A 12,046-nucleotide genomic window follows, 5' to 3' on the forward strand; every position below is an offset into this window, starting at 1 on the left:
ATGGCCGCCATGGATATCACGGTCAGAAGGGCACGCGAACAGGAGTACGCCGAAGCCGGGGAGTTGACGGCCGCGGCGTATCTCGACGGAGGACTGCTGGACTTCGGCGCGGAGGACCCTTACCTGGAGCGCCTGCGGGACGCGGCCGGACGCGCGGCGCACGCGGAACTGCTTGTCGCGCAGGACGACACGGGCACGCTGCTGGGCACCGTCACCTTCGTCGGCGGCGGCGGGCCCTTCGCGGAGCGCGCGGGCGCCGGTGAGGGCGAGTTCCGGATGCTCGCCGTACGTGCCGAGGCCCGGGGGCGCGGGGTGGGCGAGGCGCTGGTGACCGCCTGCGTCGAGCGGGCGCGAGCCCGGAAGCTCACCGCGCTCGTACTCTCCACCCAGCACCGGATGCTGCCCGCACACCGGCTGTACGAGCGCCTGGGATTCGCGCGGACTCCCTCCCGCGACTGGTCGCCGGTGCCCGGCCTCCCGGCACTGTGGGCATACGTGCTGGCGCTGTGACCGTCCCTCGGAGGTCTCCGCCTTCGACAGGCCGACACACAATATGTGGGGGCACTGGCACATCCGGGCACTAGATGTATGCTCTTCCCGACCGCCAGCGATGCAGGGGAACCCGGTGCGATTCCGGGACTGTCCCGCAACGGTGTGCGGGCGCCCATGCCGTGTGCGCCCGCGAGTCCGAGCACCTGCGGCGGCTTCGAGGAACGCCCGGGTCTCGTGGGTTGGACCGGCGGTCCGTCGCGTCATGCCCTGACGCGACGTGCCCTGCCCTCCCCTGCGATCGCCCGTGCGGCAGCGAGCAGCAGCGAGGGAGAGCACCGAGTGACCATCGCACCGACCGTACCGGCACCCAGTCAGACGGATGCCGTACCGGAGAGCGACCCATCAGGCACAGGCGACCCGTCCGGCACGCCCCGGAGCGGCGGGGACCCGGCCGCCGAGAGCCTGCGCAGCACGCTCGCCGCCCTCACCGCCGACCTCCCCGCCGCCGTCCCCGGCCCCGTCGAGGCCGCCGCGCTGCGCGGCCGGGCACCGCAGGCGTCCGCCGCTGAACTGCGCACCCTGGCCATCGAGTCGGCCGCGGGGCTCATCAGCGAGGAGCCCTCCTACTCCCGCCTGGCCGCCCGGCTGCTGACCCTCGCGATCCGCGACGAGGCGGCCTCCCAGGGCGTCACCTCGTTCTCCGGGTCGGTGGCGCTGGGGCACGCCGAGGGCCTGATCGCGGACGGCACGGCGGAGTTCGTCGCCGCGCACGCCGCCCGGCTGGACGCGCTGGTCGAGACGGCCGTGGAGGACGGCGCCGACGACCGGTTCGGCTACTTCGGACTGCGCACGGTGCACTCGCGCTATCTCCTGCGCCACCCCACCACCCGGGTGCCCGTCGAGACGCCTCAGCACTTTTTGCTGCGGGTGGCGTGCGGGCTCGCCGCCGACGGCTCCGAGCGGGCTCTGGAGGAGGTCGCCGAGCTGTACGCGCTCACCAGTTCGCTGGCGTATCTCCCCTCCTCGCCCACCCTGTTCAACTCCGGCACCCGCCACCCGCAGATGTCCTCCTGCTATCTGCTGGACTCCCCCATGGACGAGCTGGACTCGATCTACGAGCGCTACCACCAGGTCGCACGGCTGTCCAAGCACGCGGGCGGCATCGGGCTCTCGTACTCACGAATCCGCGCGCGGGGCTCGCTCATCCGGGGGACGAACGGGCACTCCAACGGCATCGTCCCGTTCCTGCGCACGCTCGACTCCTCGGTCGCCGCCGTCAACCAGGGCGGCCGGCGCAAGGGCGCGGCCTGCGTCTACCTGGAGACCTGGCACGCCGACATCGAGGAGTTCCTGGAGCTGCGCGACAACACCGGCGAGGAGGCACGCCGGACCCACAATCTCAACCTCGCGCACTGGATCCCGGACGAGTTCATGCGCCGGGTGGCCGCCGACGAGGAGTGGTCGCTGCTCTCCCCCTCGGACGCGCCCGAGCTGGTCGACCTGTGGGGCGAGGAGTTCGACGCCGCCTACCGCAAGGCCGAGGCCGAGGGCCGCTACCTCAAGCGGCTGCCCGCGCGGCAGCTCTACGGCGCGATGATGCGCACCCTGGCGCAGACCGGCAACGGCTGGATGACGTTCAAGGACACCTCCAACCGCACCGCCAACCAGACCGCCGAGCACGGGCACACCGTGCACTCCTCGAACCTGTGCACGGAGATCCTGGAGGTCACCGACGACGGCGAGACCGCCGTGTGCAACCTCGGCTCCGTCAACCTCGCGGCCCACCTGGGCGAGGCCGGCGCGATGGACTGGGAGCGGCTGGACGCCACCGTGCGGACGGCGGTGACCTTCCTGGACCGCGTCGTGGACATCAACTTCTACCCGACGACGCAGGCCGCGAGCTCCAACTCCCGCTGGCGGCCGGTGGGTCTGGGCATGATGGGGCTCCAGGACGTCTTCTTCCGGCTCGGGCTGCCGTTCGACTCGGCCGAGGCCCGCGAGCTGTCCACCCGGATCGCCGAGCGCGTCATGCTCGCCGCCTACGAGACCTCGGCCGACCTCGCCGAGCGGCACGGCCCGCACGCCGCCTGGGAGCACACCCGTACGGCCCGTGGCGTGCTGCACCCGGACCACTACCCGAACGCCGAGCCGCACTGGACGGACCGCTGGGCGGCGCTGCGTGCCCGTATCGCGGCGACCGGCATGCGCAACTCCCTGCTGCTGGCCATCGCCCCGACCGCGACCATCGCGTCCATCGCGGGCGTCTACGAGTGCATCGAGCCGCAGGTCTCCAACCTCTTCAAGCGCGAGACCCTCAGCGGCGAGTTCCTCCAGGTGAACGCCTATCTGGTGGAGGAGCTGAAGCGGCTGGGGCTGTGGGACGGGCGGGCCAGGGAGGCGCTGCGCGAGGCCAACGGCTCGGTGCAGGACCTGGAGTGGGTGCCCGAGCACGTGCGCGCGCTGTACCGCACGGCGTGGGAGCTGCCCCAGCGCGCCCTGATCGACATGGCGGCGGCCCGCACCCCGTACCTGGACCAGAGCCAGTCGCTGAACCTGTTCCTGGCCTCGCCCACCATCGGGAAGCTCTCCTCGATGTACGCGTACGCCTGGAAGAGCGGCATCAAGACCACGTACTACCTGCGCTCGCGCCCCGCGACGCGTATCGCGCAGGCGGCCACCTCCCTGCCCCAGCAGCCTTCCGTGCCCCAGCAGACGACGGGCGCCCCCACCGAGGACGCCGTCGCCTGCTCCCTGGAAAACCCCGAGTCCTGCGAGGCATGCCAATAATGACCACCCCTGCCACCCCCAAGAATCTGCTCGACCCGGGCTTCGAGCTGACCCTGCGCCCCATGCGCTACCCGCACTTCTACGACCGCTACCGGGACGCCATCAAGAACACCTGGACGGTCGAGGAGGTCGACCTCCACTCGGACGTCGCCGACCTGGCCAAGCTCACCCCGGGCGAGCAGCACATGATCAGCCGCCTGGTGGCCTTCTTCGCCACGGGTGACTCGATCGTCGCGAACAACCTGGTGCTGACGCTCTACAAGCACATCAACTCCCCCGAGGCGCGGCTGTATCTGTCGCGGCAGCTCTTCGAGGAGGCCGTGCACGTCCAGTTCTATCTGACGCTGCTGGACACCTACCTTCCCGACCACGACGAGCGCGTCGAGGCGTTCGCCGCGGTGGAGAACATCCCCTCCATCCGGGAGAAGGCGCAGTTCTGCTTCCGCTGGATGGCCGCGCTGGACGGTGAGGAGGGGACGACGACCATCGACAAGCTGGAGTCGAGCGCCGACCGGCGCCGCTTCCTGCTGAACCTGATCTGCTTCGCCGCCTGCGTCGAGGGGCTGTTCTTCTACGGCGCGTTCGCCTACGTCTACTGGTTCCGCTCGCGCGGCCTGCTGCACGGCCTCGCCACGGGCACCAACTGGGTCTTCCGTGACGAGTCGATGCACATGTCCTTCGCCTTCGACGTGGTGGACACCGTGCGCGAGGAGGAGCCCGGCCTCTTCGACGAGGAGTTGGAGAAGGAGGTCACCGCGATGCTGGAGGAGGCCGTGGAGGCCGAGCTCCAGTTCGCCCGCGACCTGTGCGGCGAGGGGCTGCCGGGCATGAACACCGAGTCCGTGCGCGAGTACCTCCAGGCCGTCGCCGACCAGCGGCTGTTGCGGCTGGGCTTCCCCGCGCGCTACGGCTCCAGCAACCCGTTCTCCTTCATGGAACTTCAGAACGTGCAGGAGCTGACGAACTTCTTCGAGCGCCGGGCCTCGGCATACCAGGTGGCGGTGGAGGGTTCGGTGTCGTTCGACGACGACTTCTGAGCCGGCCCGGGAAAACCCCGGACGGGGGGCCAGGTGGCCCAGGCCCCCCGTCCGGTCCTGGCCGCGTACGGCTACTCGTTCGGGACCGTCTCGTAGCGCGGCGTGCTGTCGGCCATCTGCTGGAGCACGTCCTTGCGCTCCCGCTTGGAGAGCCGGTCGATGTAGAGGTAGCCGTACAGGTGGTCGGTCTCGTGCTGGAGGCAGCGCGCGAAGTATCCGGTCCCCCGGACGACGATCGGCTTGCCCTGCGCGTCCTGGCCGCGCACCACGGCGTAGTCGGGGCGCGCGAGCGGGTGGTACGCGCCCGGCACCGACAGGCAGCCCTCGCTGCCGTCGTCCAGGACCCGCTCCTCGGCCGGGAGTTCGTCGAGCACGGGGTTGCAGACGACGCCGACGTGCCGGACGCCCTCGTCGTCGGTGCAGTCGTAGACGAAGACCTTCAGGTCCACCCCGATCTGGTTCGCGGCCAGGCCGACACCCTCCGCCGCGCGCTGGCTGGCGAACATGTCGTCGACCAGGGCGGCCAGCTCGTCGCCGAACTCCGTCACCTCGCGGCACTCCCGGTGCAGCACGGGATTGCCGACGACCGTGACGGGCCGGGCGGTACCGCGTGTGGTGTGCGCTTCCTCACGTGCGGCGGCGTCCGTCGTGTCGTCGACGAACTCCTCACCGTCCGTACGGGCCGACTGGGCCTTGGATTCCTGCTGCTGCGCCATGCCGTGGTAAGCCTTCCTGCGACCCGGTCTGCCGACTGTCTGCTGACTCGTCGCCCTACAGGGTACGGGGCCAAGCGGGCGCGCTCAGCAGACCTCCTCCAGATCCCGCCATTCACGGGTGTCCGGGCTGTCCGCGACCCAGCCGTCCAGCATCCCCCGCACCAGCGCGGACGGCGCGGCCAGGCCGCACTCACGCTCGGGCACCCACAGCTCTCCGGGCCCGCCCTGCGTCATGTGGCCCAACGGCCCCGGGTGGCCGGGCGAACTGTGGTCGTGCGGGTCCAGGTGGACGCTGCCGTCGCCCTCGTCGGCGGGCATGGCGCTCTCCGAGCAGGCCCTGCACAGCAGCCGCACGGAGGAGGACCAGTCCTCGGCGGCGAAGCCCGCGTCGGCCGCCAGGCGCTCCAGCGCGTCCCTGTCGCTCTCCGTCGCCGCCTCCAGGAGCACCACCCAGGTGGGCACCGGAGAGGGCGCCCACAGCTCGATCTCGTCGAAGACCGGGTAGGAGGGCCCGGCGGCCGTGGTGCGCTCGCCGTGCGGAACGCCGTCGTGCAGCACCACCTCGCCCCAGCGGCGGCCCGAGGAGGGCAGCGGGATGCTCTGGATCTCCATCCGGGCGGGGTCGATGCGACGGCCCCACACGACCTCCGCCTCGCCCTCGGGCGAGAGGCGCACGGCGGCGCTTCCCAGGTGCATTCCGCTGGGCTCGTCGGCGGCGGCTGCCGTCTGTGCCTGGCCCGGCACCCGCAGTCCGTACGCCTGCCAGGCCCGCCGCGCCAGCGGCCAGTCCTGCAAGGCGGTGGCCGCGATGCCCACGTTCCACCAGTCGGGCGCTCCGGTCTCCCGGTCCAGCAGCGCGACCGCGCGCAGCCCCGCCGCTCGCGCCTGCTCCCAGTCGTGCCGGAACTTGTGCAGCAGCGCGAGGTTGAACCATGACTCCGAGAGCCACGGTTCCAGGTCGGCGGCGCGGGTGAGCAATGCGCCCGCGTCCTCGTAACGTCCGTCGCCGATAAGCGTGAACGCACGGTCTGTCGCCTGCCGCCAAGAGGCGGAGGGACGATGCCTCACCTTGCTGAAGATCCTCACTGTGTTCCCGCCGAATCCGCCGTTTCCGCTGGCTTCCCGCCTGACTTCCCGCCTGTCGCTGAGGTCCTGCGCGCTGGGCGCCGGGCGCCGTGCACGCCTTTCGCGGTTCCCCCCTTCGCATCCAACCATGCCCGCTCGGGTGCCCGCTCATTACCCGTGCGTCACGCGTCCACGCAGCTGTGCGTCACACATCGGCGCCTCGCGACACAACGCGTGACAACGCCTCCACCACGCGTGGTTCGTGGTCACACGCGGTGGCCAGGCGCAGTTGCTCCAGTGCCCGCTCCCGCGCCCCGGACCCCACGTGACCGCTGCCCGCCGTGAGGTCCTCGTACGCGTTGACCGTACGGACGACACGGGCGGTGACCGGTTGCTCCCGGTAGGGATCCGCCTGGCGTTCCACCACGGTGGCCACCTGCCCGTGCACGCCGGTCTGGCGGACGACGGCGCCGCCCAGCAGGGCGATACGGCGCTGCTCGGCGGGGTCCAGCCCCGCGGTGGCCCCGCCGGGGACGGGGTCGACCAGGGAGAGCTGGCCGATGTCGTGCATCAAGGCGGCGTACTCCAGCACAGTGAGTTCCGGCCCCGGCAGGCCCAGCTCGCGCCCCACGGCCCGGCTGAGGTCGGCCACGGCCCGCGCGTGCCCGTGCGGGGTGTATCCGGCCACCTCTGTCGCACGTGCGAGGGAGGCGATGGTCTGCCGGTATGTCGCCCGTACGGAGGCGTAACGGCGGAAGGAGAACTGGGTGAGCAGCAGCGGTACGCAGAAGACCGGCAGCGCCCACAGCCCGGCCACGGCGACGGCCAGCGCGAGCACGCATCCGGTCGCGGCGATGGCGGGGACGATGCCCAGCCGGATGCGCAACTCCTCACGCAGCAGCGGCCACAGAGGCCACGCGCTGCGCCCGGCAGCGATGGCGGCGCCCAGGAAAGCGTCGAAGCATCCGGTCAGCAGGGTGATGGCCAGCAGGCACAGCGCGTACAGCGGCCCCGGGCCGATGCTGCCGCCCAAGGTGCCGCTGTTGTAGAGCGGTTGGAAGCAGAAGGCCGCGAAGCCCACACCGAGCACCGTGCGCGCCGCCATGTCCAGACCGGGCGCCCTGCCCAGCGCGACGTGCGGGATCAGCCCCACCAGGGAGGCGACGACGACCACCGCGATCACCTGGAGCGCCCCGTGATGGGTGGGCGTCCCGCCGACCTCCCCGAGCATGGCGTAGCCGAGCGCCCCGGCCCCGCCGAGCGGGCCCGTGCTGCGGCTGCCGCCGTCGGCCGCCGGCAGCCGCACGCGCGCCAACTCACCGACGACGATCACCAGTCCGAAGACCAGCGCGATACCGGGTTCGGCCGGCCCTCTCCACAAGGTGGCGCACAGCGCGGTGGCCGCGAGCACCGCCGCTGCCGCGTACGCCACGGCCACCGGACGCGTCATACGGCGGACACGCTTCCGCTCGGGCTGGGCCGCGCCTGCGGGCCCGGCGTCTGCGGATCCAGCGCCTCCAGGGGCACGTTGTACGCCGCGGGGATGTGCGAGAGGTCGGCGGAGACGGCGGCGGGCCACTCGTGCCGCCTCAGTGCCCGTACCAGGGCCGCGACCATCCGGGGGTCGAACTGGCTGCCCGCGCACCGCTCCAGCTCCTCCAGCGCGGCGCTGACGGGCCTGCCCCGGCGGTAGCTGCGGGTGGAGGTCATCGCGTCGAAGGCGTCGGCGACGGCCACGACCCGCGCCGCCTCGGGAATCTGCCCGCCCACCAGCCCATACGGGTATCCGCTGCCGTCCATGCGCTCGTGGTGGTGCAGGATCGCCGCGCGTGCCTCGCCCAGGAATCCGATGCCCCGCACGATCTCGTGTCCGTACTCGGGGTGCAGTTCGATGACGCGCCGCTCCTGCGGGGTGAGGGGCCCGTCCTTGCGCAACAGGCGGGTGGGAACGCCGAGTTTGCCGAGGTCGTGCAGGATGCCGGCGAAGCGCAGAGTCTCGGTGCGCTCCTCGTCCATGCCCAGTTCGCGCGCGATGAGCACCGAGGCACGGCCGACGCGCTCCCCGTGGCCGCGCGTGTAGCGGTCCTTGATGTCCACGGCGTGCGCGAGCGCCCGGATGGTGGCCTGGTGCGCGGTGCGTTCGCGGTGGTACTGCGCGAAGATCCAGGAGCAGATGCACATCGGCAGCAGCAGGAACAGCGCGGCGACGGGCCCGTAGGCGCTGCGCCACAGCACCGCCATCATCAGCCCGGTCACCCCGTGCACCAGGTGCGGCCCCGCCTGGCGGGCGAACTGTCCCCGCCAGGCGGTACGCGGCGAGCAGCGCTCGGCGGCGACGAGGATCCAGCCGTCCAGCGCGCCGAGGACGGCGCACATCGCGAGCGCGGCGGCCACGGCGGGCACCAGAGCGAGGGGAAAGACCGCCTGCCGTACGGAGCCGCCGAGCAGCCCGTACACATGGGAGGCCGCGAACAGGGCGAGGGCGAGCCGGGACGCCTGCCACATTCGGCGGGTGGAGGCGTGCCGTGGCTCCACCCGGCCGGCCAGCGCCCCCGGCAGCGCGCCGAGCGCCGCTGCGGAGGGCGGCAGCAGACAGGCGGCGGCCAGGAGGACGGGAAAGAAGACGGGCCGCAGCGCGGCGGCGCCACCGGGCGCCCGTCGGCCCATCAGCGGGCAGCGCGGGGCGTATTCACACACGGCGTAGAGCGCGGCGAGCGGCAGCAGCACCGCCCATTCGGTCTCTTTGTGCCCCTCCAGGGCCGGTGCGGCGCACAACGCGGCGGCGAGCGCAGCGCTGACGACGGTCGCGCGCGCCACTGCCGGCAGTTCCGCTCCCCGAGCACGCATCGTGACCCTCCTCCCCAACTCGCACAGGACGGGGAGGATATGGCGGCACGCGCACCAGGTGGCGCTGTGGCGGAACGTTCCCCCTTACGTGCCGGAAGTGCTCACACAAAGGGGTGAGGTATGACGGAAGCGGTCGCGCTCGTGCGCCCGATGTGAACTCCCGTGTCAGGCGGGGTTCTTGCCCGCCGCGGGCGACGGACCGCTCCCCTCGGCCGGAGCGGTCTCTGAGGCCGCGTCGGAGGCCTCCTGGGGGGCACCCTGGCCCTGGCGGATGACCTCGATGCGGCTCATCACCTTGGCCCGCAGGTCGGTCGGCACGTCGTCCTGCCCGCAGCAGCGCTTGACGAGCTTCTTGACCTCGCGCTCCAGACCGTACTTCTCGAAGCACGGGGAGCACTCGTCGAAGTGTTCCTTGTACTTCTCGCAGTCGCTGTCGGGCATCTCCCGGTCGAGATACTCGTAGAGGTGGTCCAGGACCTCAGAGCAGTCCGTCTCGTGCGGCTCTCCGCAACTCATGAGCCCGAGCCTTTCCGGTCTTGCGGCCCGTCTGCCACGGCACCGGCCGGGACGAGGCCGCGCTCTTGCGCGTAGCCCTCCAGCATCTCGCGGAGCTGACGCCGTCCACGGTGCAGACGCGACATCACCGTGCCGATGGGTGTCCCCATGATGTCGGCGATCTCCTTGTACGCAAAGCCCTCGACGTCGGCGAGGTAGACGGCGATGCGGAACTCCTCGGGGATCGCCTGGAGCGCTTGCTTCACGTCCGAGTCGGGCAGGTGATCGAGCGCCTGCGCCTCGGCCGAGCGCAGCCCGGTCGACATGTGCGACTCCGCGCGCGCCAGCTGCCAGTCCTCGATCTCCTCCGCGGCGCTGCGCTGGGGCTCGCGCTGCTTCTTGCGGTAGGAGTTGATGAAGGTGTTCGTGAGGATGCGGTACAGCCACGCCTTGAGGTTGGTGCCCTCGCGGAACTGGTGGAAGGACGCGTACGCCTTCGCGTAGGTCTCCTGCACCAGGTCCTCGGCATCAGCCGGGTTGCGCGTCATGCGCAACGCGGCGGAATACATCTGGTCGAGGAAGGTAAGGGCGTCCCGCTCGAAGCGCGCGCTGCGCTCCTCCACGGTCTCCGACGCCTGTGTCTCCTGCTCGGCACTTGAGCCGCCTTCGGTCCCGGTGACCGGACCCACCTCCTCCAACGTCGTGACGAATCCGAAAGAGGACCCGCTCGAATCGGAGAATAGACGACGATCCGCACCGTCCGCCGCTCGAATGCTTGAGCCCCTGGACAGCGCCATGGTGGCCCAGTCCAGGTCAGCGGCCCGCGGGCGCTGGGGGCAAGCGACAGAACCCATGGGGGCTGCTCCCTTTCCTCGTCCTTCTGTACCGGTGTACCGACACCCCGTGCAACCGTGGGCCTCCCTGTCTCATTCCCGGCCGGAGACTCCCTTCCGGTGAATGTCTCCTTGCCGGCCGAGCCACTGGGAGACGGAGCCGGTGATCACGCCCATCGCCTCGTACTCGGTCAGCTCGGCGGACTTCGGAAGGGCGAAGCCGTGGTCGGCGTACGGCACCTCCACCAGCCGCGTTCCCCCGGGAAACTCCTCGGGGCGCCCGAACGGGTCACGCCCGCCCTGCACCACCAGTACCGGAAGCCCCACCCCGGTCAGCTCGTCGGCGCGGGACTTGTCCGGCTTGCCCGGAGGATGCAGCGGAAAGGACAGCGCGAGCACCGCGTGCGCGCCCAGTTCCCCGGCCGTACGGCACGCCACCCTGGCTCCCGCGCTGCGCCCGCCCGCGACGACCGGCAGCCCAGGCCCGGCCAGCGCGGGCCACAGCGCCGTCCAGGCGGCGTCCAGGGTCTTGGGGGCGGGGGCGAGCTTCTTGCCGGCCACCCGCCAGGGCTGCTCCACCAGAGCCACGCTCACGCCTTCCGAGGGCAGCGCCGCCGCGAGGGCCCGCAGGTCACGGGCCTCGATGCCGCCGCCGGCGCCATGGCCGAGCGCCAGCACCGTGTGCGCCTTCTTCGCGTGGTGCCAGGTGATCCGGGCCTCCCCCGCCGGGGTCCCCACCACTTCCGCCGTTCCGCCTGTCTGCGCGTTCATAGGCGCATCCTGCATCCTGGCGACCGGATGCCGCACGGAAGCCCGGCGGCCGGATGCCCGCCGGAAACGCGGGTGGCCGGATGCCGGCCGGAAACCCGGCGACCGGATGGTGCACCGAAAGCGCCATGCGCTGGAAGCCGCCCTGGACGCCGCCCTAGAAGAGGGTTTCCTCCTCCGGCGCGGCCAGCTCCTTGAGCAGCTCGGGCCCGTTGTTGCGCACGTTGCTGACGTCCGTGGAAACCGGGTAGGCGCGCATCAGGCCCTCCGGCGGCGGGGCCAGCAGCTCCCGGAGGCTGCCGCTGTCGGCGTGGGCCGGGTCCAGCCAGGCGTCCCAGCGGTCCGGCGGAAGCATCAGCGGCATACGCGGATGGATGTCGGCCAAAGAGCGCGGGCCGCCCTCACCGGTCTCCCCCGCGTTGGCCAGCGGCGCGGTCTCGGCCTCGGTGGTGATCACGGAGCAGGTCGCCCACCACGCCAGGGGGTGGTCGTCGGGAAGGGTCTTGTCCCGCCAGAACTCATACAGCCCGGCCATCGCCATGACGGGGCCCGCCCCCGCCTCTTCATCCGGTGTGACGAAGTAGGGCTGCTTACGGGGGCGCTTCTTCCTGCCCTCCTGCTCCAGCTTCAGCTCGCCCTGAGCGGTGACCCACTCGTAGTAGCCGTCGGCCGGGATCAGACAGCGGCGCGCGGTGAAGGGGCGGCGGTACGCGGGCTTCTCGTGGACCGTCTCGGCCCGCGCGTTGATCATCTTCACGCCGACGTCCGGCGTCTTTGCCCAGCCCGGCACCAGCCCCCACTTGAGCACCCGCAGCTGCCGCACGGGGCGGGGGTCGTCGCTGCCCTTGACGGGCCGCTCCAGGACCGCGTGCACCTGCTTGGTCGGCGCGACGTTCCAGTCGGGCGCCAGGGCCTCCGCCGGGTCCCACTTCTCTATCTCGAAGAGCCCGACGAGATCCTCGGCCCCCCGGCTCGCTGCATACCGTCCGCACATGCTGCAAGACTG

At 71.6% G+C, this 12,046-nt stretch carries 11 protein-coding genes and 1 riboswitch; of the genes, 3 read left to right on the forward strand and 8 right to left on the reverse strand.

Annotated features, from left to right (window positions below):
- The first annotated feature begins 9 nt into the window (after nt 1-9).
- The 3 genes from OHB04_RS14280 (at nt 10) to OHB04_RS14290 (ending at nt 4,316) form a co-directional block, all read left to right on the forward strand.
- Nucleotides 10-510 carry a GNAT family N-acetyltransferase gene (locus OHB04_RS14280; protein ID WP_326688057.1) on the forward strand — a complete coding sequence of 167 codons (501 nt, stop codon included), beginning with the start codon at nt 10-12 and terminating at the stop codon, nt 508-510.
- A 74-nt stretch (nt 511-584) separates the two neighbouring features.
- Nucleotides 585-717, forward strand: a riboswitch (cobalamin riboswitch).
- A 114-nt stretch (nt 718-831) separates the two neighbouring features.
- Nucleotides 832-3,279, forward strand: coding sequence for a ribonucleoside-diphosphate reductase subunit alpha (locus tag OHB04_RS14285; protein ID WP_442814840.1), 2,448 nt, complete (start codon nt 832-834; stop codon nt 3,277-3,279).
- Nucleotides 3,279-4,316, forward strand: a complete 1,038-nt coding sequence (locus OHB04_RS14290; RefSeq protein WP_405805492.1) for a ribonucleotide-diphosphate reductase subunit beta — start codon at nt 3,279-3,281, stop codon at nt 4,314-4,316. The genes OHB04_RS14285 and OHB04_RS14290 overlap by 1 nt, the downstream gene beginning before the upstream one ends.
- Before the next feature lie 71 nt (nt 4,317-4,387).
- On the opposite strand, the gene def is transcribed toward OHB04_RS14290, so the two are convergent.
- From def to OHB04_RS14330, 8 genes are all read right to left on the reverse strand, one after another.
- The gene (gene def / locus OHB04_RS14295) at nt 4,388-5,032 is read right to left on the reverse strand and encodes a peptide deformylase (protein ID WP_326688059.1); all 645 of its coding nucleotides are present in this window, start codon (nt 5,030-5,032) and stop codon (nt 4,388-4,390) included.
- An 84-nt stretch (nt 5,033-5,116) separates the two neighbouring features.
- Nucleotides 5,117-6,118: a tetratricopeptide repeat protein gene (locus OHB04_RS14300; RefSeq protein ID WP_326688060.1), complete on the reverse strand. Its 1,002-nt coding sequence runs from the start codon at nt 6,116-6,118 to the stop codon at nt 5,117-5,119.
- Between the two features lie 184 nt (nt 6,119-6,302).
- Nucleotides 6,303-7,547, reverse strand: coding sequence for an HD-GYP domain-containing protein (locus OHB04_RS14305; protein WP_326807558.1), 1,245 nt, complete (start codon nt 7,545-7,547; stop codon nt 6,303-6,305).
- Nucleotides 7,544-8,944 carry an HD-GYP domain-containing protein gene (locus tag OHB04_RS14310; protein ID WP_326807559.1) on the reverse strand — a complete coding sequence of 467 codons (1,401 nt, stop codon included), beginning with the start codon at nt 8,942-8,944 and terminating at the stop codon, nt 7,544-7,546. The genes OHB04_RS14305 and OHB04_RS14310 overlap by 4 nt, the downstream gene beginning before the upstream one ends.
- A gap of 165 nt (nt 8,945-9,109) precedes the next feature.
- The gene (gene rsrA / locus OHB04_RS14315) at nt 9,110-9,460 is read right to left on the reverse strand and encodes a mycothiol system anti-sigma-R factor (protein WP_326688063.1); all 351 of its coding nucleotides are present in this window, start codon (nt 9,458-9,460) and stop codon (nt 9,110-9,112) included.
- Nucleotides 9,457-10,128: a sigma-70 family RNA polymerase sigma factor gene (locus OHB04_RS14320; protein ID WP_405805488.1), complete on the reverse strand. Its 672-nt coding sequence runs from the start codon at nt 10,126-10,128 to the stop codon at nt 9,457-9,459. The genes rsrA and OHB04_RS14320 overlap by 4 nt, the downstream gene beginning before the upstream one ends.
- Before the next feature lie 237 nt (nt 10,129-10,365).
- Nucleotides 10,366-11,043 (reverse strand): alpha/beta hydrolase family protein, encoded by a 678-nt coding sequence (locus tag OHB04_RS14325; RefSeq protein ID WP_326688065.1) that lies wholly within the window; start codon nt 11,041-11,043, stop codon nt 10,366-10,368.
- A 154-nt stretch (nt 11,044-11,197) separates the two neighbouring features.
- Nucleotides 11,198-12,034 (reverse strand): SOS response-associated peptidase, encoded by an 837-nt coding sequence (locus OHB04_RS14330; protein WP_326688066.1) that lies wholly within the window; start codon nt 12,032-12,034, stop codon nt 11,198-11,200.
- Between the last annotated feature and the right edge of the window lie 12 nt (nt 12,035-12,046).

The organism is Streptomyces sp. NBC_01775, assembly GCF_035917675.1.
GTDB lineage: Bacteria > Actinomycetota > Actinomycetes > Streptomycetales > Streptomycetaceae > Streptomyces.